General features: G+C 44.3%; 26 protein-coding genes. 20 read left to right on the top strand and 6 right to left on the bottom strand.

Annotated features, from left to right (window positions below; translation table 11 throughout):
- Nucleotides 1-15: 15 nt before the first annotated feature.
- Nucleotides 16-897 (top strand): MBL fold metallo-hydrolase, encoded by an 882-nt coding sequence (locus ACL934_RS10515; protein ID WP_413612199.1) that lies wholly within the window; start codon nucleotides 16-18, stop codon nucleotides 895-897.
- 27 nt (nucleotides 898-924) lie between these two features.
- Here ACL934_RS10515 and ACL934_RS10510 read toward each other — a convergent pair whose 3' ends face one another.
- Entirely contained in the window at nucleotides 925-1521 is a 597-nt protein-coding gene (locus tag ACL934_RS10510) for a hypothetical protein (RefSeq protein ID WP_374073322.1), read from the bottom strand.
- Between the two features lie 212 nt (nucleotides 1522-1733).
- Entirely contained in the window at nucleotides 1734-2024 is a 291-nt protein-coding gene (locus tag ACL934_RS10505; RefSeq protein ID WP_374073321.1) for a hypothetical protein, read from the bottom strand.
- 169 nt (nucleotides 2025-2193) lie between these two features.
- Here ACL934_RS10505 and ffh point away from each other — a divergent pair, with 169 nt between their 5' ends.
- The 10 genes from ffh (at nucleotide 2194) to ACL934_RS10455 (ending at nucleotide 8187) form a co-directional block, all read left to right on the top strand.
- The gene (gene ffh / locus ACL934_RS10500; RefSeq protein ID WP_374073320.1) at nucleotides 2194-3525 is read left to right on the top strand and encodes a signal recognition particle protein; all 1332 of its coding nucleotides are present in this window, start codon (nucleotides 2194-2196) and stop codon (nucleotides 3523-3525) included.
- Between the two features lie 68 nt (nucleotides 3526-3593).
- Nucleotides 3594-3842: a 30S ribosomal protein S16 gene (gene rpsP, locus ACL934_RS10495; protein ID WP_041875524.1), complete on the top strand. Its 249-nt coding sequence runs from the start codon at nucleotides 3594-3596 to the stop codon at nucleotides 3840-3842.
- Nucleotides 3843-3912: 70 nt separating this feature from the next.
- Entirely contained in the window at nucleotides 3913-4152 is a 240-nt protein-coding gene (locus tag ACL934_RS10490; protein WP_041875527.1) for a KH domain-containing protein, read from the top strand.
- A gap of 76 nt (nucleotides 4153-4228) precedes the next feature.
- Nucleotides 4229-4744 carry a ribosome maturation factor RimM gene (gene rimM, locus ACL934_RS10485; protein ID WP_413612198.1) on the top strand — a complete coding sequence of 172 codons (516 nt, stop codon included), beginning with the start codon at nucleotides 4229-4231 and terminating at the stop codon, nucleotides 4742-4744.
- Nucleotides 4744-5571, top strand: coding sequence for a tRNA (guanosine(37)-N1)-methyltransferase TrmD (gene trmD, locus ACL934_RS10480; RefSeq protein WP_413612197.1), 828 nt, complete (start codon nucleotides 4744-4746; stop codon nucleotides 5569-5571). The genes rimM and trmD overlap by 1 nt, the downstream gene beginning before the upstream one ends.
- A complete protein-coding gene (locus ACL934_RS10475; RefSeq protein ID WP_413612196.1) occupies nucleotides 5564-6145 on the top strand; it encodes an RNA methyltransferase in 582 nt (193 codons plus the stop codon). The genes trmD and ACL934_RS10475 overlap by 8 nt, the downstream gene beginning before the upstream one ends.
- A 48-nt stretch (nucleotides 6146-6193) precedes the next feature.
- Nucleotides 6194-6571, top strand: a complete 378-nt coding sequence (rplS, locus tag ACL934_RS10470; protein ID WP_374073314.1) for a 50S ribosomal protein L19 — start codon at nucleotides 6194-6196, stop codon at nucleotides 6569-6571.
- Between the two features lie 179 nt (nucleotides 6572-6750).
- Nucleotides 6751-7479, top strand: coding sequence for a ribonuclease HII (locus ACL934_RS10465; RefSeq protein ID WP_374073313.1), 729 nt, complete (start codon nucleotides 6751-6753; stop codon nucleotides 7477-7479).
- On the top strand, nucleotides 7427-7816 hold the full coding sequence (locus ACL934_RS10460; RefSeq protein ID WP_413612195.1) for a YraN family protein: 390 nt from the start codon (nucleotides 7427-7429) through the stop codon (nucleotides 7814-7816). Before ACL934_RS10465 ends, ACL934_RS10460 begins: the two co-directional genes overlap by 53 nt.
- 32 nt (nucleotides 7817-7848) lie before the next feature.
- A complete protein-coding gene (locus ACL934_RS10455; RefSeq protein WP_374073311.1) occupies nucleotides 7849-8187 on the top strand; it encodes a hypothetical protein in 339 nt (112 codons plus the stop codon).
- Here ACL934_RS10455 and ACL934_RS10450 read toward each other — a convergent pair.
- A complete protein-coding gene (locus ACL934_RS10450; RefSeq protein WP_374073310.1) occupies nucleotides 8184-10568 on the bottom strand; it encodes an LPS-assembly protein LptD in 2385 nt (794 codons plus the stop codon). The two genes, ACL934_RS10455 and ACL934_RS10450, sit on opposite strands and share 4 nt — an antisense overlap.
- 152 nt (nucleotides 10569-10720) lie before the next feature.
- On the opposite strand from ACL934_RS10450, the gene ACL934_RS10445 reads away from it, so the two are divergent.
- On the top strand, nucleotides 10721-11047 hold the full coding sequence (locus ACL934_RS10445) for an STAS domain-containing protein (protein ID WP_374073308.1): 327 nt from the start codon (nucleotides 10721-10723) through the stop codon (nucleotides 11045-11047).
- An 8-nt stretch (nucleotides 11048-11055) separates the two neighbouring features.
- Here ACL934_RS10445 and ACL934_RS10440 read toward each other — a convergent pair whose 3' ends face one another.
- On the bottom strand, nucleotides 11056-12189 hold the full coding sequence (locus tag ACL934_RS10440) for a hypothetical protein (protein WP_374073307.1): 1134 nt from the start codon (nucleotides 12187-12189) through the stop codon (nucleotides 11056-11058).
- A gap of 141 nt (nucleotides 12190-12330) precedes the next feature.
- Between ACL934_RS10440 and ACL934_RS10435 the strand changes: the two genes are divergently transcribed.
- Nucleotides 12331-12921, top strand: a complete 591-nt coding sequence (locus ACL934_RS10435; protein WP_374073306.1) for a hypothetical protein — start codon at nucleotides 12331-12333, stop codon at nucleotides 12919-12921.
- Nucleotides 12922-12975: 54 nt separating this feature from the next.
- Here ACL934_RS10435 and ACL934_RS10430 read toward each other — a convergent pair whose 3' ends face one another.
- Nucleotides 12976-14175, bottom strand: coding sequence for a DsbA family protein (locus tag ACL934_RS10430; protein WP_374073305.1), 1200 nt, complete (start codon nucleotides 14173-14175; stop codon nucleotides 12976-12978).
- A gap of 52 nt (nucleotides 14176-14227) precedes the next feature.
- On the opposite strand from ACL934_RS10430, the gene ACL934_RS10425 reads away from it, so the two are divergent.
- Nucleotides 14228-15892, top strand: a complete 1665-nt coding sequence (locus tag ACL934_RS10425; RefSeq protein WP_413612194.1) for a ChaN family lipoprotein — start codon at nucleotides 14228-14230, stop codon at nucleotides 15890-15892.
- On the top strand, nucleotides 15889-16320 hold the full coding sequence (locus ACL934_RS10420) for a DUF4339 domain-containing protein (RefSeq protein ID WP_374073302.1): 432 nt from the start codon (nucleotides 15889-15891) through the stop codon (nucleotides 16318-16320). Before ACL934_RS10425 ends, ACL934_RS10420 begins: the two co-directional genes overlap by 4 nt.
- Here the strand turns inward: ACL934_RS10420 and ACL934_RS10415 are convergent.
- Nucleotides 16301-16573, bottom strand: coding sequence for an HU family DNA-binding protein (locus ACL934_RS10415; RefSeq protein WP_295900749.1), 273 nt, complete (start codon nucleotides 16571-16573; stop codon nucleotides 16301-16303). The two genes, ACL934_RS10420 and ACL934_RS10415, sit on opposite strands and share 20 nt — an antisense overlap.
- Nucleotides 16574-16749: 176 nt before the next feature.
- Here ACL934_RS10415 and ACL934_RS10410 point away from each other — a divergent pair, with 176 nt between their 5' ends.
- From ACL934_RS10410 to pyk, 5 genes are all read left to right on the top strand, one after another.
- Nucleotides 16750-17457, top strand: coding sequence for a hypothetical protein (locus ACL934_RS10410; protein WP_374073301.1), 708 nt, complete (start codon nucleotides 16750-16752; stop codon nucleotides 17455-17457).
- Nucleotides 17458-17498: 41 nt separating this feature from the next.
- Nucleotides 17499-18179 (top strand): tol-pal system YbgF family protein, encoded by a 681-nt coding sequence (locus ACL934_RS10405; RefSeq protein ID WP_374073300.1) that lies wholly within the window; start codon nucleotides 17499-17501, stop codon nucleotides 18177-18179.
- Nucleotides 18176-18913, top strand: a complete 738-nt coding sequence (locus tag ACL934_RS10400) for a hypothetical protein (protein WP_374073299.1) — start codon at nucleotides 18176-18178, stop codon at nucleotides 18911-18913. Before ACL934_RS10405 ends, ACL934_RS10400 begins: the two co-directional genes overlap by 4 nt.
- Before the next feature lie 86 nt (nucleotides 18914-18999).
- The gene (locus ACL934_RS10395; RefSeq protein ID WP_374073298.1) at nucleotides 19000-20679 is read left to right on the top strand and encodes a hypothetical protein; all 1680 of its coding nucleotides are present in this window, start codon (nucleotides 19000-19002) and stop codon (nucleotides 20677-20679) included.
- Between the two features lie 4 nt (nucleotides 20680-20683).
- Nucleotides 20684-22171 (top strand): pyruvate kinase, encoded by a 1488-nt coding sequence (pyk, locus tag ACL934_RS10390; protein ID WP_374073297.1) that lies wholly within the window; start codon nucleotides 20684-20686, stop codon nucleotides 22169-22171.
- Nucleotides 22172-22182 lie beyond the last annotated feature (11 nt).

Here is a 22182-nt window from a genome sequence, read left to right as displayed (position 1 = left end):
GAAACGAGAAACAACATGAAACGCTTTTGGGGAATTCTTCTTACGCTGACTCTTGTTAGCTTCCCGACGTGGTCTCAGAAGTCAGTGCTCAAGATGACTGTTCTTTCGACGGGCTCCGCTTATCCTATTGAGGGCTCCACCATTCAAGGTGGTTCCTGGTTTAAGAAGTTTAAGATGACCCATCCGGCATTTTTATTTCAACATCCCAAAGGCACCGTGCTTTTTGATACGGGCTTGGGAAGAACTGCGGAAAAACAAACTCAAGACATGGTCTGGTGGGCAAGGATCGCGACGGAGTTCAGTCAAGATGAAGCGACCAACGGCCCTGTCGCAGATCAGCTTAAAAAAATGAATATCAAGCTGGATAAGATCATTGTTTCCCATGTGCACTTTGACCACGTCAGTGGGCTCGCGGATCTTCCGGATGTTCCCGTAGAGATTCAGCCCCAAGAGCTGGCATTTACAAAAACCAAGGACGCCTCTCCCGCAGTCTTTCCTTCTTTATTTAGCGAAAAGACGTTGTGGAATACTTATGAGTTGGAAAACAAAGAGTACGAAGGTTATCCAAAAAGTCGGGATGTTTTCGCCGACGGGAGTTTGGTTTTAGTAGGACTTCCTGGGCACACACCAGGCTCTGTGGGATTGTTTGTGAACATAAGCGCAACACAAAGAGCTTTTTTGGTCGGAGACACAGTTTGGAACTCTGAGGCTATTGAAAAGGGAGTCCCGAAGTTTTGGCTGGCTCGTATGTTTGCTGATAATAAACCAGATGAAGTCTTAAAACGCATTGAAGAGCTGCAAGCTTTGCACAAAAGAAAACCGGAAATTTTAATCGTTCCAAGTCACGATGCTGCGTCTGTAGACGCGCTTAAAAAAATGATCGGGCAGGACCTGTAGATTTGATCCTGCCGCGGATTTAGAAAACTATTTTTTATTCTTAGCAAGCAGCTGTTCAACCACACGCAGAGTCACATAAACGTTGCAACGATAAGACAATTTCTCGTAAGACTTTCCGTTGTAAGAGATGCTGCCTTCACCTGTTAGCGTGCTGTCGCCAGGAAGAGTTTGATCCACATCAAAAGACAGTGAAGAAAGATCAATGCGCTCGCCAGAGTGTTTGTCTTTGTTTAGCAATTCAAGATCCAATTTCAGACGGCGCATTTTTTCTGGCACCGGAGTTGGATTTAAAATGTCAGTTCCTTTGCGGATAGGGTAAGTATTTTTAGTGACGACTTCGAAAATACCATCGCTGGATTTTTCATTTAGATGAGAAATCTCATCGTTAAAGATGATGGATTGTTTTGTCGTTTTACCGTCGTAGTTTTTTTCAATCACAGTCAGGACCGAAGGTGATGTCGGCATGCTATCGAACTTGTGACCGAGGGTGAACGGAAGAACCATGGATACGTCAAGAGTAGGGTCTGAATCGTTGTTACCCCAAACGTCACAGTTTACTTGTAACGCCGCTTGCGCCATGTGCGCTGTAAAAAGAGTCGCAATAAAAAGAGTGGATTTAAACATACTGTCTCCAATGTTTAGGTTGATATTTCTTGGGCGAGCGGAATATAGCTCACAAAATTCCAGAGCCACAGTGCTAGAATTTTAGACAGGGAGAACTTACACGTACGCACGCGTTTTGCGTTAGGATCGTGTCAGCAAGAGTGAAAGTCGGAAGAAGTTATTCGAGATCTCGGCCAGGATCGCGAACGATCCCGGCGGGGCTCGTAAGGAAACTAATAGGTCAAAGTTGCCGGCTGAACGGGTTGAACAGCTGTGTTGTTTTGGTTCACGTTTTGTGTTCCATCATTCACAACGCTGAAGTTCAAGGCTTCGAATTTTTGACGACGATTTCTTTCGTCTTCAAGACGTGCAGCTTCAAGTTTTTCAAGAATTTGATTTTCAGTTCTTACTTCCAATTGTTTGCGTGCATCTTTAAGTCCCTCTAGTGCCGCAGAATTAGAAGTTACAAGTTGGGCTTGAGCGGAAGCTCCTGCCAATACAGATACAAGAATGATTTTTTTCATAGTACTGCCCCTTTTTGCGTCTCTCATATCCATAAAGATGTCCGATTGATCTACTCAATGCGCTGCATCTATAAACTCTACAGGGTCTTTGCTTGCGCAATGAGTCGCAGACCTCTTTGTCATTCTGATCCCAATGAGTTAAACAGGTCTATTCTGTGGGAGTTTCACGATGTTTGAGAATTTATCTGACAAGATCATGGCGAGCCTTAAAAAGGTCCGTGGGCAAAGCAAAATCACGGAGTCCAATGTTGAGGACGTGATTAAAGAGATCCGCCTAAGTCTTCTTGAAGCCGATGTGAACTTTAAGGTCGTTAAGACCTTCATCGACAAAGTGAAAGCCAAGGCCTTAGGGGCTGAAGTCCTTCAGAACGTCAATCCAGGACAAATGTTCGTTAAGATCGTGCACGATGAGCTTGTGAATGTCCTGGGTGGTGGGGCTGTTGATATCAACGTGCGTGAAAATCCGAGCGTGATTTTCCTCGTGGGTTTGCAAGGGGCGGGTAAAACAACGTCCGCTGCAAAACTCTCTCTTTATATTCGTCAAAAGTTAGGAAAAAAACCGGGACTTGTTCCTGCTGATATCTATCGTCCTGCGGCCATCGACCAGTTGCAAACTTTGGGTCGTCAAAACAACATCCCGACATTCCCCACACAAGTGGGAATGAAGCCCGAAGAGATCTTAGAAAAAGCAAAACAATGGGCCAAGGATAACATGATCGACGTTGTGATCGTGGATACTGCGGGCCGTTTGCAAATTGATGAAGATTTAATGGGTGAGTTGGGGCGTCTCAGAGAGATCTGGACTCCACAAGAAATTCTTCTCGTGGCCGACGCCATGTTGGGACAGCAGTCCGTAAATGTGGCCGAGGGGTTCCATAAGCGTCTCACTCTGACAGGTTTGATTCTTACGAAAGTAGACGGGGATGCCCGCGGTGGTGCGGCCTTGTCTATTCGTGAAGTGACGGGAATTCCTATTAAGTTCCTCGGTGTCGGCGAGAAGGTGGCGGCTCTTGAAGTTTTCCATCCAGATCGTTTGGCGGGGCGTATTCTCGATATGGGTGACGTTCTTTCTTTGGTGGAAAAAGCTCAAGAAGTGATCGATGAAAAGTCGGCTCGTGAGTCGGCGAAAAAGATCATGAAGAACGAATTCACTTTGGAGGACTTCCTGACTCAGATCCAGCAGCTCAAAAAAATGGGTGGATTTGAGAGTATCTTGAAATTTTTACCGGGGATGGGGGACTTAAGTAAGCAGCTTAAGAATATGACCCCTCCGGATGCCGAAATGAAAAAGATTGAGGCGATTATTCACTCTATGACCTTGCAAGAGCGCCATAACCACAAGATTCTAAACGCCTCGCGTCGTCAAAGGATCGCCAAAGGGAGCGGCACTCAAGTTCAGGACGTGAACAAGCTGGTAAAGCAGTTTGAGGATGCTAAAAAGATGATGGGCGGGCTCATGAAAATGGGAATGGGTCGAGGTGGGATGAAGTTCCCATTTTAAAGCTTGATATTTAATTGTTAACACAGTACACACTTGGTCTTACTGTTTTTGATACATGAGGTTTAGAAATGGCAGTTGTAATTCGTTTGGCTCGTATGGGCGCTAAGCATGACCCTAAATACCGCATCACTGTGGCGGATTCTCGTCGTTACGTTACTGGTAAATTCCTTGATATTCTTGGGACTTACATCCCAACTCCAAAAGGTAACGATAAAAAAGTTGAGCTTGATCTAGCTAAAGTTGAAGAGTGGATCAAAAAAGGCGCTCAGCCTACAGACCGTGTAAAACACGTTATCAAATTGGCTCAAGCTAAATAATAGTGGTTGGCAACGTACCCGAATTCGATAGAATATCGGGTAGGTAAAGTACTATCTGTTGGGGGTAATTATGGATAGCTTGAAAGACCTCGTAGAATTCATGGCGAAGTCTCTTGTGGACAAACCTGAAAAAGTCGAAGTTGATGAAATCCCTGGTCAGCAAACTACACTTCTTGCTTTGAAGGTTGATAAAGAAGACCTCGGTAAAGTGATTGGTAAGCAAGGTAAAACTGCTGCGGCTATGAGAACAATTATCCGTGCAGCTGGTACAAAGCTTAACAAACGCTATCATCTTGATATCGTAGAATAAGCTTAATCTATAAAAGATTTAATTCTCTAAGGAAGGGGTTGTCACAAACAACCCCTTTCTGTTTTTGGAGTTCGAAATGAAATTGGTAGGAAAGATTCGCGAAGCTCATGGCCTTAAAGGAGATCTTTACGTTCTCATTTTTTCTGGCGACATTTCTTGGGCAAAAAGAATGAAGCACTTTGGTTTGAAAGCCAAAGACTCTGACGAAATTAAAAACTTCACAGTGGAAAGAACAAAGCCTTTCAAAAAAGGTCTTATTGTTAAAGCTGCCGAAATCGGTGATCGCACGGCGGCTGAAGGTGTTGAACACATGGAGTTCTACGTTGAGGACGACCTCTTTGTTTCAAAACCAGGTGAAGGTATTTACCTTTCTGAAATTAAAAACTTCAAATTGAAAAATCCAGAACAAGTTGTCCTTGGCGAGATCGTTGATTTTTCTTCCAACGGAGTTCAAGACCTTTTGGTTGTTGAAATCGCTGGTAAGAAAGTTGAAGTTCCTTTTGTCGATGCGTTTATCAAGAAAATCGACTTCAAACATCAATCCGTTGTGATGGATTTGCCTGAAGGGCTTTTGGATCTCGAGAAAATTTAATGCTCAAGATAGACGTGATCACTCTTTTTCCTGAGATGATTGAGAGTGCCGTGTCTCACGGTGTTCTCGGTCAGGCTTTGAAGGGTGACCTTCTCTCTGTAAAAGCGCACACTCCGCGTGAATTTGCTTCCGATCGCCATCGCACGGTGGATGATCGTCCTTTTGGTGGCGGTGATGGAATGATCATGCTGCCAGAGACTCTCGAAAAAACACTTCAGAAAGTGCAACATAAGACTTCCAAAGTTGTCTATCTGTCTCCGCAAGGGAAAACTCTGACAGATGAAACGGCTCGGGCCCTTTCTAAAGAAGAACATCTGGTTTTTATCTGTGGCCGCTATGGCGGTATCGACCAAAGAATCATCAACACCTATGTCGACGAAGAAATCTCTATCGGAGATTACGTTTTGTCCGGCGGGGAGTTGGGAGCTTTAGTGGTGATCGATGCTTTGGCGCGCTTTATTCCAGGTGTGTTGGGTCATGATGATTCTGCTCATAAAGACAGTTTTTCCGAGGGGCTTTTAGAGCATCCTAACTTCACAAGACCTCGTGAATATTTAGGGCAGGAAGTTCCCGAAGTTCTTTTAAGCGGAAATCATAAAGTGATTGAAGAGTGGAAACATAAAGTCTCTGCACTTGTGACACTAAAAAAACGTCCCGATTTATTTAAAGAATATCTTCAACAAGAGAACGAAAAATATCAGGCGGCAAGGAAGAAAAAAACGGCGGCTCCTTTGCAAGAGCTAAAGAGTTTTTTCGCTCAGATGTCGGTTCAAGAGAAGCGGGCCCTGGGTCTTGAAGATTTGCGTGAGGAAGATTTGAATGGCTGAAACTCCCTATGTCCCTCGACTTGCTATTGGCCTGGTTCACTATCCAGTTCGTGATCGTCTTCAGAAAACGGTGGCGACCAATATCACCAATTTCGACATCCATGACATTGCCCGGGCAGCCCAGGTTTATGGGGTGGAAAAATATTACATCATTCATCCCATGCAAGAGCAGCTCATGTTCGTAGAACGAGTTTTGGATCACTGGAGAACAGGGCAGGGCTCTAAATTCAATCCCATGAGAAAGACGGCTCTAGGACCCGTAAAAACGGCAGAGAGCGTGGAGAAAGCTCTTGCCGACTGGAACGTGCCGGATTGTCTGACGATTGCGACTTCGGCTCGGGTGGAGTGGGCGAAGAAAAAATTCTCATTTGCTGAGCTGCGCAATGAAATGCATGTAGAAAAGAAACCCGTTTTTATGCTATTTGGTACTGGCTTTGGCATGACAGAAGAGCTTATTGGGTCTTGCTCTGGAGTCCTTGAGAGTATTCGAGGGGCTCCCCCAAATGATTACCGCCATCTTTCTGTGAGATCGGCAGTAAGTATCTGTCTTGACCGAGTAATGGGTCCATGGTAGACCCTTATTTTACTTTTTGTGAAAATTGACTGCTACAAGGATTAAGCAATGGCTACTAAAGAAACAAACCTGGTTCGTCGCGTAAGTGTTAAAGCTGCTAACAAAAATATCCAAGCGTTCAGCTCTGGTGATACTGTTAACGTATTCGTTAAAGTAAAAGAGGGTGAGAAAGAGCGCGTTCAGCTTTACAAAGGTATCGTAACTAAGATCCAAGGATCTGGCGCTCAAAAAACTTTCACAGTTCGTAAGATCTCTGCTGGTGTTGGCGTTGAAAGAACTTTCCCATTCGCAAGCCCTGCTCTTGATAAAGTAGAAGTTGTGAATCTTGGTAAAGTACGTCGCTCTAAACTTTACTACCTTCGTTCACTTGAAGGTAAAGCTGCTAAGATCGAATCTGAACTAGTTTCTGCTGCTAAAGCAGAATAGTTTTCTAGCAGATCAGTCACTTTTAAATTCAGAAAGACCTAGGACTCATGTTCTAGGTCTTTTTCTTTTATGCAGGTCGTTCCTCGGTGACCAATGGCTAGCCCTGTGGCTAAAATCCGTCGAGAAAAATCTCGGAATGAGATTTCTTCGTTCTAACGATTTGGGATAGCTACGGAATTATGGCAGTATCAAAAAAGACATCATCTAAGAAAGAAATCCCACAAGGGGATTTCTTCGCGTCAGCCCCGAAGGGGTTGAGGGCAGGAGCCCGAAACAAGACAGCAGTAAAGAAATCTAAAAAGGAAGTTTATCCTAAAGTGGAATGGCGTGAGTTTTTACCGGCACCAGTCATTGGCGTTGATGAAGTAGGGCGTGGATGCCTTGCGGGGCCAGTCTATGCGGCTGCTGTGATTTTTAAATCGGATGCCTTAGCTGATCTTGTTACTGACTCAAAACTTTTATCCGAAGAACGTCGCGAAGAACTTGCCGAACTTATTTTAAAAGAACATCACGTGGGTATCGGTTATGCAACAGTGGAAGAAATTGATGAACTCAATATTCTTCAAGCTTCGTTGCTGGCGATGAAAAGAGCGATTGAAAATCTAGGTGTTTCCGGTGGACACGTTCTGATTGATGGCAATATGAAAATTCCGGGGCTTGTGGGATTTGAACAAACGACGGTCGTTAAAGGCGATTTGCGTGTGGCTCCAATTTCAGCGGCATCCATTGTTGCTAAAGTCACTCGAGATCGTTTGATGAAAGATCTAGGAGCGAAATATCCAGTTTATGGATTTGAAGCGCACAAAGGCTATTCAACACAAGTCCACATGGAAAGCATCGTCACGCACGGTCCATGTGAAGTGCACAGAAAGTCCTTCGCGGGCGTTAAAGAATACGTTACCGCCTAATATTTATTGGGCCCACCAGCGTGGGCTTGATTCTGAAAAACACGTCCAAAAATTTTATGAACGAAAAGGTTACGAACTTCTTGGGCAAAGAGTGAAAACTCCTTTTGCTGAAGTAGATTTGATTTTTAAAACTCCCGAAGGTCACGCGCTTATGGTGGAGGTGAAGACCGCCAACCTTGCGGATTTTCAGCCTCATCGAATTTCGAAAAAACAAAAGGCACGCTTAACACGCGCTCTGCAGTTTTTAGCGGAGCGTTTGGATTCTCTCGTGGTGGCGCACTGGGCCTTTGTCACAAAAGACGGGGTGGTCACTATCATTGAAGATATCAGTGGTTGACGAAGGGGGCGGAAGCAAGGGGACAATAGAGTATGAAAAAATTCGCACTTATTCTTTGCGTTCTTATTTTTCAAACTCAAGTGGTCTTCGCTCAAGATCTTAAGGCTTTCTTGAAAAGTTGCGCCTGGGGTACTCTTGCAGGAGCTGGTGCGGGAGTAGTCAGTCTCGCTTTTACGGATAAGCCCAGTGAATCCTGGAATAACGTTGCTAAAGGAGCTTCACTCGGTCTTTATGCGGGGATTGCCTACGGTTTGTATCAAGCCAATAAAGAACCTGAAAAATACCAACAACCCGACTTCGCTCTTTTTCCTTCATTCAGCGAGGGAAAAGTCGATGGAGTTCAAATCACTAGCACCGTATTTTCATTTTAGTAGAAGCCGTATGCTTCCAAAGCCTCCGGAGGCAATGGTGGTTTCGGTGTCCCATCGAACGTGAATTCAAAGTTCAGCTTAAATCTTGTGTCACTGCCGACAACCTGCTCGTTGACGAAGGTGATCCTCATGCAATCCCCAGGTGCTTTGAACTGAGCGATATAGGCCCAGGATTTAATTTGGGTTCCTTTTTCAGAGGCAGCCCAGTTAGCATCGTATACAAATTTCCCCATCAAGTTGATATAACGGGAAATGAACCCCGCAGAGAAAGTATAATCCTCTTGGCGTGTGCTTGTGTCGACAGCCTGACCAGGAGTGATTTTATACTGACGAGTCAGTTGTACTTGAAAGAACTGACCTTGGTCGTTCAATAGGCGCACGCGCGACGAAGCATTAGTCACATTTTGATAAGGGAAATAGTTGAAAATCGAATACGTTTGGAAATGATCCAGACGCATATCCAAAGTAGCTGTTAAGTCGGACCAGTTCTCAGTGCTTCGGTCTTCTTGAGAGGCATCGTAAGATTGAGAAAGACGAAGGTAACCGATTTGACGATATTCAGGACGGTCGCCGACCCAACGTTTTTCTGTCACTTTATTAAGTAATGAAAGTGTTACGAGATTGCGGTCGTAGATACGGTCGTTGTAGTCAAACTGCACTCCGAAGTCGCTGCCGATATCCAAGTCACTGATACTGTCACGAGAGGAAAACGGCGCATCAGATAAATTTCCTGTTCCGAAGAAGGGATGATCTGCCTGAGAAAACCAAGGTAAGCGGCTGTACGTGATCTCGGGAACGATTTCGTGTTTGTAGCGAGTGGCTTTGGAGCTGACGGTGTCGCCATAGATACGGCTGAAGTTCATGCGCGTGCTAAGTTCCGTGCGCAGATAGCGACGAACTAAGTAAGGATTCTCTTCCACATTGAAATTGTAGTGAGTTTCTCGGTAGCTCAATTTTGGAAGAAGATCGAGGCCTTCACCTAACTTTATCGGATAATAAATTGTCGGGCGGAAGTCCAAACGCTGACCCGTGCGAATCATATCGATGGACGGATCGTAAGTGCCATCATAAATTCTTTTGCAAGCGGGATTGTCTTCCCACTTAGGATCGTGACAGGTATTTTTTGGAAAACGAATTTTAGCATCATCAACGGTGACTTCTTCCATGTCATCGTAGGCATTTCCAGCTCTGCCGAAATTCGTGTAATTCAAATCAAAAGAGTAAATGAAATTCGTGTCGCCGATATTTTCTTGAGCTTGGGCAAAACGCAACTCGGGGAGGCGGTGAACGGCATCTTCATTTCCAGATAAGGGATCTGCATGAAGCATGTTGACGTAGTAAGAACCATCAACACTGTAGTGTTGATCTTGGGTGTTCTTTGTATAAGACACACGATTTTCCATGGCAGAGTCACCGAAATTCAAAGTCTCTTCTGGAAAATCTTTAGAGTATTGCAAATCGCTAGCTAAATTGATCTGGGCTCTATGAATCCCGCCGTCTGGCATTTCATAGTAGTGACTGTAACGTGCAAACCAACGGTCAATGGGATCGTTTTGTTGTGAGTAGGGACGGTAAGTATTAAGGCGGGGATCGTCGGCAAAAGCTTTATCGAAAATACTTGCCGCATTTAAGGAGCCATAGGAGTTTTCATTTAAGACATAGCGGTATTCGAAGAGGGCTTTAAGGCCCCTCTTTGCGTAGTCCTTAGCTTCAATCGTCGCATCACTGCTTCTTGAAATCGCCCAGAAGTAAGGGATTGAAAAAGCAAAACCCCCCGTTTCAGAAACCTCGAAATTTGGAGTTAAAATTCCCGATTGGCGGTCGCTCTTAAGTGGAACAATCAAGTAGGGAAGCCAGAAGACGGGAACATGGCCGAAACGAAGAACCGCATTTTTGATATAGGCGTAACCACCCAACTCGGCACGGACGGTGGTTCCTGAAAAACTCCAAGAGGCGGGGCAGTTTGTACAAGCTGTGTAGTCTGCGGAACTTACGATGTATTCAGACTCTCCGGTTTTTTGCAGAAGAGTTCCTGCAAACATCACGGAACCTGACTGAACATATCCGTTATAAATAACGCCGGTGTTATTTTCGTAATCGAGAAAAACTTGGTCGCCGACGATCGTATTCTTCGCATCCATGATTTCGACATTGCCATAAAGTTCAACCTGGCGTGAACGGCGGTAGACGCGGGCTTTGTCGGCTTTAAGATGTTGTCCTTGGAAAACGATTTGAACTTTGCCTTCAAGCTCTGCGGTGTCTTTTTCATTGTCGCCATACATACTTTCGGCGTTGATAAGCATGCCATGGATTTTCGCCGTGGGTTCGGCAGCCCATAGGGGAGTTTCCGCAAATACGGAAACAAATAAGAATGAAAACAAGACGATCCAGCTCTGAAGCACAGCATATTGTAGGGACCAGTTGGGCGTTTGTCGAGGTTGAAATCCACATTTCCCTGGCCTCTTTTTGGACTCAAAACGTCACGAAATCAGGCCGACAAGTTCCATGAGTCAAACAAATGATGAGGTCATTAATGGAAATCAAACTCGTGCTCGACGGCGATATCACCGTTGTGTCTTTGAGCGGTCGCATTGAAATTGAAAAAACACAATCCTTTAAAAAAGCCTGCCTGCAGAACTTTTCAGATAGAAAAGTGGTGTTTTGCATGAAGAACCTGAACTTTGTTGGGTCTTCAGGAATTCAGAATTTTTTTGGTGTTCTTAATGATCTTAATTCTACAAATAGATTGAGCGTGAAAATCGCGGGTTTAAACCCTGATTTCCAACGCCTTTTTAATTTTTCGGAATGTGCGAACCTTGAAGTGCATGAAAGCATTGAAGGCGCATTGCAGAGCTTCTAAAATTACTTTTAGAAGCCGTCCTGTTTACGCAACTCGTTGAGTTTTTGGCTGAGCTCAAGGTTCAGGCGCTCTAAAGCGGCTGCAGCAACCTTGAGCTTTTCGTTTTCTTCATTCTTAGCATTCCACATATAGCGAAGGCTTTCGAGTTGTTCCATGTATTGGAAGTTTTCCTTTTCCAACTTTTGGATCTTTTCTTGGTCTTCAACGACACGGATCTGCAAATCAGCATGTTCCACGCCTAATTTTTGATTTTGGCGGGAAAGTTCACTCATGCGTTCTTGTTGGCGCTCAATTTCTTTCTCTAAGCGCTCTTTCATATCTTCTTTAGTGCGGCGAAGTGTCACAACTTCATTCTCAAGAGCATCTTGTCTTTCAAGAGCGGCATGAAGTTTCATAGACTTCACTTCCAGTTCTTCCTGGATCTGGTGAAGCATTTGCAACTCGCGGTTCAGGCCTTGAATTTGTTCTTCGTAGAATTGCACCATTTCTTGGGCTTTTTTCTCGGAAGCTTCAACCTGATAGCGAGAGTTTTTAGTCACTTCGATAATTTGATGACGAAGATCGCGCAATTGCGCTTCTCTTTGTGCAAGAGTGCTTTCCAGCTCGTGAACCTTGATGTCCTGGGTGCGGGAATACTCTTTCAGTTGAGAGATGTAAGGTTTCACCTGATTTTTGATGCGATCATGGTATTTCACATGACGAGTCAGTTCAGCTCCCATGTTTTGCGCTTTTTCTTGGAGTGCGCGCAACTTTTCAGAGTAGATTTCCTTTTCTCTTTCAAGCTGATCGATCTTTTGTCTCCAAAGATTGTCTTTTTCCTTCCAGACCAGAATCTGATCAGTGATGGAGGACTGAGACATGCGAGCCTTGTTGGCCTCTTCGCTCAATTTTTGATTTTCGGTTTCAAGGATGGAAAGACGACGGAGCGACACCTTCAGTCTCGCCATCAAATCTTCATTTTGTGAGATCAGATTTTCAACTGTGGATGATTTAAGAATCTCTTTAGGAAGATGACTAAAGTCATTCCTTCTGGGAAGCTCATCCGGAAGTGGAATGCGTCCCACCAGTGTTGGTGCTGCTTCGGCTTCCGCCGTATCAAAATCGAGATGTCCTAATTTCGCCGTTTGGAATTCGGTTTCCATAGCCCTCCTCCATGAAGTCTAGGTCGCCCAGATTTAATAATCTCAATATGAGTCGAGTTTAGTCAAACCAAGGTCGTAAGACTAGACCTTGGTAGCGCTAAAATCCCTTAACATATTGAACAAAATTCCGAAAAGAAAAGTATGTCAGTACCCGCACTTAAAGACGCCAGCAATGCAGTTGAAGAAGTAAAAAAACAGGATGATGCCGCGTTTTTTGATGTGGGTGTCGATCGCGCTGACTTGGGAAAGCCAGAATCTTTGCGTTTCAATATTCTGACCTGGGTTTTAGATGAGCGCTATGATCGCGCTATCGAAGAACTTAAAGACTTTCTTGAAAAACCCTCTGAGTATCCCAATTTTCAATCTAAGATCACTCGTTATATCCATCACTCTGTTGATTTGATTTATGCAATCAAAGCAAAACGCAGTTTTCCGGGGATTAATTCTTTAACCCGCGCCAAACAACAAGAATTGCGCGAGAAGTTCAAAGAACACTTTAGAGAGCTTCAGTATGTTCTTAAAATTGTTGAAAAAATCCAAGGCGATTTGCGCGTGCAAGATGTTCGTTCGACAATTTATGTTGTAAGGGCTGCATGGTTTGCCGTTGTAGCCATTGTCGCTCTGGCATTCTGGCTAGAGATCGTTCATGGCTTGGCGAAGACAAGTTACCTTGTCTTCGATGATGCTTTTGGGCAAGTAGCCAATTGGCTCGCCGATAAGATTGGTTTCTAAAGGGCCCGGCAGAGCGCAGAGTGTAGGCGGCGGGCCGCCGTAACTGAAGCAGATCTATTTCAAACTTTTGTAAGCAGCTTCCAAGACCGGAATCAGTTGCCCACCACTAAGAAGTTTTCCATTCACAAAGACCGTTGGAGTTCCTTGAATCTGTGCTGTTTTTCCTTCGTTAGCCATTTTGCGGATCAATTCCTGAGTTCCTGAATCTTTCACACAAGTCTTTAACTCTTCCAAAGAAAGTCCCGCAGCCTTTGAGACATCTTCAAGATTTTTATCCAAGTTTTGGGCTTGGATAATTTCCATTTGATTCTCAAAGAAATAGTCGTGGGCCGCCCAGCCTTTTTGGCTCATTTTTTCAGCACACATAACTGCTGATGCCAATCCACAAGAAATACCGTCGCCACCACCAGTGATGGCTTCGTTGCAAGTTCCATCCAATGGGAAAGGCTTAAAGATAAACTTTACGTCGGGATGACTTTTTGTAAAGGCATGAAGGGACGGAGCCGCATGTTTGCAATGTGGACAGCGGAAATCAGCAAATTCCACGATTGTCATAACAGGTTCAGCTGTGCCTTTTTGCAAAATAAGTCCGGCAGAAAGATCAAAGTTCTGTGGGGGAGAAGCTTGCCAGTAGGCGATTTTCTCTTTGGCCACTTTTTCAATTTCAGAAAAACCATGGCTTTCAAGGTACATAATATTTCCTAGAAAAGCGAAAGCCGGGATGGCTACAAGAAATCCTGCAACCCATCTTTCTGAAACAAAGATGTCCTTGATGTCGTCAACGAGATTAGCGACGCTCACATCTTCTGCTCCCATCCAAGTGCCGAAGAATCCGATAAACGAAAGAACGTAGGCGCTAATGCAGAAAATGCAAAGATTCGTCATCGTCGTTGAGATCAAGCCCATCACGACAGATGCTAAAACGGTACCTCCGGAGATCAAAAGCGCATAACGAGAGGTCTTTGCACGATCTTGAACCATGTTAAAGCGAGTGACTAAAAGGAAGTAAAGAAGCACGAGGTTTGTGACAACACCCCAAAGAGCCATCGGAACACCCAAAAAGGCAGAGTATTTGCTCGCCGTCACAGCGTCACAGTTCATCACTTCATTGATATTACACACAGATCCGCCTTCAGCTCCGCCGAACTTAAGCGCGTAATAGTGTTGCGTGAGGTAAAAATGAACGCCTACGGCAATCAATGTTGAAAGCAAGGCCAAAAGAAGGAATTTGTTTTTACTGGCTGTGTTTTTCATGTCCCCATTGAAGCGTAGTTTCGTGTTTGAAAGCAATCAAAATTATGTAAAAATGAGAATGCCTTTAGACGCTATCAAGGAAGACAGCTTGAACGACATTCAAAAGTGGATACGTATTCGCAAAGATCTCTACCTGCAAATGGAAAGGCAGGTTCGTCATCGCTTAGGAGAGGACACTCCAGAGTTGATGCGCTACCGCAAGGTCTATGACAAGGAATTCTCGAAAAAATGGACGGCTTCAACGAAAGAAGCTTTGTGGGAGCAGGTGGCTCAATCCCAAGTCGTGATGATCGGTGATTTTCACGCGCTTCATCAATCGCAAAAAGCACAGTTGCGGATTTTAAGACATCTTCCTAAGGAGAGAAAAGTAACTCTGGCGGTGGAGTTCTTCGAAGCCGCGGATCAGGAAAAGATTAACAAGTATCTGTCTGGAAAGATGTCGGAAAGAGAGTTTCTAAAGGCCATTCAATGGCAAAGCAAATGGGGATTTCCTTGGGAGCACTATCGTCCGTTGTTGCGTTGGGCTCAGAAACATAAGATTTCCGTGTGTGGGCTGAATAAGAGTTATAAAAAACGCAATGCCGCAACTTTGAAATCTCGGGATGTTTTTGCGGGAAAAAAAATCGCAGAGCTTGTGAAGCAGAACCCTGATCATTTGGTTTTCGTTATCTATGGGGATTTGCATTTGGCTGCAGGGCATATTCCTCAAGAGATTGAAAATGCTTTGGGCCGCTCGTTTTCAAAAAAGATTCTGCGTATTTTTCAAAACTCCGAACATATTTACTTTCAGCTTCTTAATCGTGAGTTGGAAGCTTCCACGGATTTGGTTCGAATTTCGCAAAATGTCTTTTGTCTGATGAGTGTGCCGCCCTGGGTGAAATGGCAAAACTACTTGATGTATCTTGAGCAAGCCTATGATTTGGAACTGGGTGATGACGACGACGATGAGGACGAGTATTTGGACTACACGGATCACGTGGGTCGTTACGTGAAGATCATCTCTGAAGAGTTAGGTCTTTCTGTTTCCGAGGCGAACTTGTCAGTCTATACGGCGCGAGATACTTCGTTTTGGACTCAGGCTCGAGAGCGTTACGATGCGAAGACTTTGCGCTGGATTGAGGCTTTGATCGCAGAAGAGGTTTCATTTTATTTGCCTGAAATTGGCGCGGCTTATCTGGCTCGTGCCACGGTCAATCACGCGGCGTCTTTGGCGATGCGCTACGTGCATGCTCATAGCAGCGGAGCAAAAAAACTTTTGAGTGATGTTCCTCAAGATTTTCTGGGTTTAATATGGATTGAAGGTGTTGCGTATTTCGGATCTAAAATCATCAATCATAAAAGAAAAACGGATACGATTGCGGATATCAAAGCAAGTCTCTCTTCGCGAGGACCTTCGGATTTGGGGAAAGAGGCTTTGCAATTGGCGCTTGCACAAAAAATGCATGAGCTGATGGTGATCACAGGTGTTCCGCAACATCGGTTGCAAGCGCGCCCGCGGAAAAAATGGAGCTACTTGTTGGCAGCAAATCTGTTGGGTGGAATGTTAGGGGAGCGACTTTACGGTGGATATCGCAAAAAATTAATCTCTCCGCTGACGATTTTAAGTTTTATTAAAAAGTCAGTGGATAGTGAGAGTTTTAACGTGGCATACTACGACATATTAGAAGTGGTTGAATCGTTGCCAGCGCCGTTTCATAGCAAGAGGGAAAAGTTATGAAGAACAATTCTTGGTACTACAATGTGAATTTAAAACCTCAAGGTCCTTTGAGTTATGAAGAAATGCGTGCGCGAATTCATCGCGGAGAAGTCGGGCCTCAGGAGCTGATCTCCAATGATGCTGACGGATCTTGGAAGCCTGCATGTGAGTGGGGTGTGTTTGAAATCACTTTGTTTCCAGCGACTCAATCTTTTATTTACGGCCAAGACATTCTTGAGGATGAAAAGGAGTGGGTTCTTTTAGTTCCTACGGCAGACGGTAAGGGGACTTTGCAAGAAGGCCCATTTTCAGTTCGAGAAATTCGCGAGTGTTTGCAGAAGAGAGTGGTCTCTGGGCAGCAGTATGTTTGGAAGGCGGGTCTGAGTGGTTGGAGTCGCGTGAAAGACAGACCCGAGTTTGCAGCTCTTGTTAGTTTAGAGCATCCTTAAGATCTTTACCTGGTTTAAAGCGGGGAACATAGGCGCTTGGAATCTTAACTGTTTCCCCCGTTTTTGGATTGCGGCCTTGGCGTGGTTTGCGTGCGCTGCGCGAGAAAGTTCCAAAGCCCACAAGCTTCACTTCATCACCCTTTTTGAGAGCTTCCTGAATCACCTTGAGTGTGGCATCGAGAATCTGTTCGGATTGGCTTTTTGTAGTCTTTGTTTTTTCGGCAACGAGTTCAACCAGCTGAGCTTTGTTCATGGGCACTTGTCCTTAACTCAAAGAATCCTAACCTAGATTTCTGGTCAAAAATGGTCAAGTTAAATGAGCTCAGTCGTCTAGGATGTGATGCAGAAACCTTCTTTAATGTTAAGTATCATGCTTGTTTTTAATATAGGCTTCCTTATCATCATAGACAAACATCCTGGAGGTTTTCAGTGGCAGTTCTGATGGCTCTTCTTATGCCGTTTTTAGGTTTCACCCAAGAGGCAACAACGACGGCTGTTCTGCATGATCTTAAGTCGACAAATAAACTCTACACTCTAGATCTGCAACTCTCCACGAAGGAAGATGGTGTGCATAGCAATGCCTCTTACAAAGACGTGGACGGGAAAGAAGTCGTTCGTGAAGAAGGTCTGATAAAGGGAGCGCAAGTTCTGCGCTATGAAATCACACAAGGACAAACTCAAGAAAAAGGACGTTTTTTTATCGAAGGCGATGTGATTCGCTTTGAATACGAAGGCAAAGGAAAAAAGAAACAGGCGGAAGAGAAAATCAAAGGCACGGTTCTCGCGACGGCAAACTTCAATGCCTTCGTGGCGGAAAACTGGGATCGCCTTGCTGAAGGTAAAAAATTGGATGTGCGTTTTGCTGTGTGGGATCGTCTCGAAACCGTGGGATTCACTTTGCAGAAAATGAAGGACGTAGATTCTAAAGATGGCAAGTGGATGGAGCTTCGTATGAAGCCGACGAGCTTTGTTATTGCAGCGTTAGTGGATCCTATATATCTATGGTATTCCCATGCGGATAAAAAACTGATGGTGATGGAAGGGCGAGTGGCTCCTAAACAATTGAAAGATGGAAAGTGGAAAGACCTCGATGCCAGAGTGGTCTATACCTACGACCAGAAGTCCGTCTCAAAATAGGACAGTCTCAATTTTTATCGGTTTTTGCCGATAAGTGAGACATGAAGAATCAAAACTCTTTATTCGTTGTTTTCTGTTTGTGTCTGACAGTTGGATTTGTTGGAGCGTATGCGGCCTTCGTTGGACACTTTAATGGTCACGATCAATATGAATTGCGCTTGTCTCAATTGCAAAAACAAGTGGAAAAAGAGAAGTTTAACAATGCTCTTTTAACTTATCAGTTAAAAGATTTCCAACAAACAGTCGCTCAAGTACTTCCTGACGATAAAAAACTTCAAGCAAATTATGAACTTCGCAATCTTTCCGCCGTGGTAAGATCTCCGGCCAGTGAAGCGTCTTTGGATCTTTCATCTGTACTTTATGAAAAGGGAAAGAAGTTCTTTAACAACAAAGACTACGATAAAGCGATCAAAGAGTTTTACGGTCTTTTGGATAAATACCCATTGTCGCAGCATGGAGTTGAAGCTCATTTCTTTATTGCTGAAAGCTATTTCCTGAAAAAGGATTTCCGCAGCAGTCTTTCTGAGATCGACAACATGGTGCTTCAGTACCCGCAGCATGATCTGACAGGTTTTATTCTTTTAAGAATGGGCCAGATCAGTGAGATGAACAATCAAACAGCAGAAGCCTCTGAAATCTATAAGACTGTTTCTAAAAGTTTTAAAAATGAAGACCTCAAGAAACAAGCTAGAAAACTTGCGCAAAGTGTTGAGTATCGATGAAAAAGTGGATTCGTCTTACTCTTTTCTTGTTGGCTTTTCAAATGGAAGTTCGAGTCCGGGCTTCTGGCGATGTTTTGCAGCAACCTTCGGCGTGTTTAAAATCTAAAGAAACTTGTGCGATTCAGGTGACTGGATCGGCTTTCCATCTCTTGCAGGAATCACAGAAGGTTCATGCCAGTGAAGGATCTACTTTGGTTCGTTTGTCGCCAACGCAATGGCGTTTGGTCAAAGGGAATTTGTGGCTGGAAAAGGGCGCGGGTGTTGAAGTTGAAACTCTTTACGGCACGATGAAAGCTTCCCATGGTCAGTATTGGGTGGTCGAAAAAGGCGACAAGGTTTTAGTTCGTAATATCGACGCCACTTTGCATGTGACTTTGCGTGATGGGAAATCCTTGGAAGTTCCTGAAGGTTTTGAATTCTGGATTGCAGGAGTAAATTCAAAAGGCATTTCTGATTATGGCATGATTCAGCCGATTGATATGAAGGAGCATCTGCCTCTTTGGAACTCATTGTATCGCGGAAGTAAAAACGACTTCATTAAAGAAGTGGTTCACGTGCGCGAAAACTGGGGTGACTTGGCTGAAAAAAGCAGCCTGATCTATAAAACGGTTGTGCAGCGGGAAATCGCCTCGGAGCAAGAAAAGCAGCGTCTTCTTGATGAAAAAAAGCAGCGCAAAGCGGCCGAGCTTCGTCAAATGAAAGAACTCTACCGCCAAAGAGTCTTTGAGCGCTAGACTTCGGTCTTAATTTTAAATTCCCATGAATCTGAATTGAAGTTTCTTCCCAAGCCTCATGTTAATCTGTGGTCTGGGAGGATAGGATGTCTTCTATTTCATCATCATCGGATCGTTCGCGTCAGGACGAAAAAGTTCGCCAAACTCGTGAAGAGTATGAGAACCGCGAAAATGAAAATGTTAAGCGCCGTCGCGCCGAGATTAAAAATCTTGAAAAGCGTCACAATGATAGTCTTCAAGAAATTACTGAAAATTACGAGAACCGAATTGCGGAACTCAAGGAACGTAATCGAGAGGCCTTAACGCAAAAAGATTTTGAAAATAATCGCAAAATCGATGAGGTTCGTCAAACCTATCGCGAATCTATTCGCAGTAAGATGGAAGAGGCTCATGCCAATCAAGCTGAGCAGCGCAATAGCTATGAAGGAGCTTTAAATAAGCAACGCGATATTTCTGAGAGCCAAAAAGCGAATATCCGAGAAAAAATGGGCAACGAGATGGCAAAGCAGGATGAACGCTTTGCTGAAATGGCTAAAGAGAATCAGCGACTCTCCCAAGAAACAGTTCGCAATGTTACGAGAAAGTTAAATACGGCGCACGAGAAAGAGCGTGATGGATTGATAGGCGGTTTCCTGGATGCGAAAGAATCGAGCGATCGTGAAGCGCGCGAAATACGCCGTGGTTATGAAGCCCGTCTTCGTGAAACTGAACGTCAAAAGGAAGCTGATAACGTTCGTTGGTCGCAAAAGTACACTGATACGATGATAAATAAGGATCAGGAATACAGTGATTCCATCCAGATGAAGCAGATGATCATGAATAGTGAACGTGATGATTTGCGCGACAAGTACGAGAATGCCTTGTCTGAAAAACGAGAAGACATGGATCACCAGAATGAAGTCTTTCGTGATTCCGTGAACGAGCGTTTGAACTCTCAAGTGCGTTCCCGTGACAGTCAGATTTATCGTCTTAATAGCAAATTAAATAATGAGATTTCTAAAAATGAACGTCTTCGCGGAATTGAACGTCGTAATTTAACGAAGGCTTACGAAAAGCGCATGGATCTTTTAGAAGATCAAAAAGAAGACGCTATTGATAGAATGAAGGATATCAATAATGAGCGTATCGGCAAGGTTCTAAATGAGAATAGCAAGTTGCTAAGATCTGCGGACCGTGAAGCCCGTTCGCAAATGATCGTAGCAAACTCACGTCATCGTGAAGAACGTGAAAATTTAGCTCAACAGCATAAAGATCAAGTGACTCAAGTTTCAAATAATGCAGAAGGCCGTGTGCAAAAAATTCTGGATTTGAGTAATAAGAATCAGAATGTCCTGGATAAGTACTACGCGGAGTCTTTGGATAAAGTAAAATCTAACTATCTCAATCGTATGGATAGTTACCGCGATAAAACGGTGGCCGATCAGGTGGCGACAAATAAAGTCATGACGGAGCGTTTTAGAAATATGGAAGCGACTTTTAACTCGAGACTTGAGCAGACTGTGAAAAATTACGAGGACAAAATTGCCCAGCTCAAGGATTCGCAAGATCGCGAACTCAAACGTATTGAAGGTGTGAACAGTCAGCGTACGGATGATCGTGAGAAGGCCATTAAGATGCAGCAAGAATCGCTGGCAATGAAGTATGAGGCCAAAATTGCACAACTCAATGAGTCTCACAAGGATCAACTCGATAGAATGAATAGACGCCATGAGGAAGATATGCAAAGCTTGTCTGTGAAGATGAGTTCATATAGCAGGAAGGCGTAGAGGAATGTTAGCGGATCGTCGTGCAAAAATTGTGGCCACTATTGGGCCTGCGACTCGTGATGAAAAAAACTTAGAAAAAGCAATTAAGGCGGGCATGAACGTGGCTCGCCTTAACTTTTCTCACGGAAGTCATGAAGACCACCTTAAGGTGATTCACTCACTTAGAAAACTGACAAAAGAATTAAGAGCCCCTGTGGCAATTCTTCAGGATCTCCAAGGTCCGAAGATTCGCGTCGGGAAGTTTGAAAACGGTTCTATCGAAATTAAACCCGGCGAAAAAGTGGTGATTACTACGGCCCCTATCTTGGGAAAGCCGGGTTTGATCCCTTCAGACTTTAAAGAACTTCCTTTGGCTTGCTCTCCAGGAACTAAAATCCTTTTGGATGATGGTCTTCTGGAGGTGAAGGTTTTGCAGGTTCGCGGTGAAGAAGTGGATGCCGAGGTCGTCTATGGCGGTATTCTTAAAGATCGCAAAGGGATGAACCTTCCAGGCGTAAACCTTCCTGTCGAGTGCATGACTAAAAAAGATCTCGAAGATTTAGAGTTCGGTCTGAATAATAAAGTCGACTATGTGGCACTCAGTTTTGTTCGACATGCTCGCGATATTCGTAAACTTCGTGAAATTATTGAAGCAAAAAAATCTTCAGCTAAAATCGTTGCGAAAATCGAAATGGTAGAAGCTCTTGAGAATCTTGAGGAGATCTGTCGTTTAAGCGATGTTGTGATGGTAGCGCGGGGAGACTTGGCTGTTGAAGTGGGGCAGAGCCGCTTGCCGGGCTTTCAAAAGCGTATCATCCATGTGTGCAATCAGTTGGGGAGACCGGTTATCACAGCGACTCAGATGTTGGATAGTATGGTGGAAAATCCTCGCCCGACCAGAGCTGAAATCACAGACGTGGCCAATGCCGTTTTGGATGGCTCTGATGCCTTGATGCTTTCTGCGGAGTCAGCGAGTGGAAAGTATCCATTCAGATGTATCCGTACCATGCACGAAATCATTACTGAGGTGGAGAATAACGAAGAAGAGTATTATAAGTTGTCTCTTGAAAGTGAATTTTTAAGTGCTCCGGCTGCGATTGCCGCCAGTGCTTCCTTGAGTGCGCTGAAGCTGAATGCTACGGCGATCATTTGTCTTACAACGTCAGGCAAAACAGCCAATATTATTTCGGGCTTCCGTCCTCGTGCCCGCGTGATTTCCATCACTCAGCACATGGATGTTTTAAATTCTATGGAGATGATGTGGGGTATTCAAACTCATGTGATTAAACCATATAAAACAATGGAAGATATTCTGAGTCAGGTGGATCAGTTGATGGTGACTCATGGTTTAGCGAAAACCGGAGACCGCGTGATTATCACTCTAGGGCAGCCTATTGCTCAAGGAGCTAAGACCAATTCGATTTACGTGCACACCGTTAATGGAGAGCAGTATACGAAGCTTCCTGATGATCAGTTGCCATTAAGATGTCAGACAATTCCTGTGGTGGAATAAAAGAAAAAGGG

Source organism: Bdellovibrio sp. HCB-110 (assembly GCF_047323225.1).
GTDB lineage: Bacteria > Bdellovibrionota > Bdellovibrionia > Bdellovibrionales > Bdellovibrionaceae > Bdellovibrio.
The sequence above is the reverse complement of the archived record's forward strand: the minus strand, read 5'-3'. Positions and strand labels throughout refer to the sequence as shown.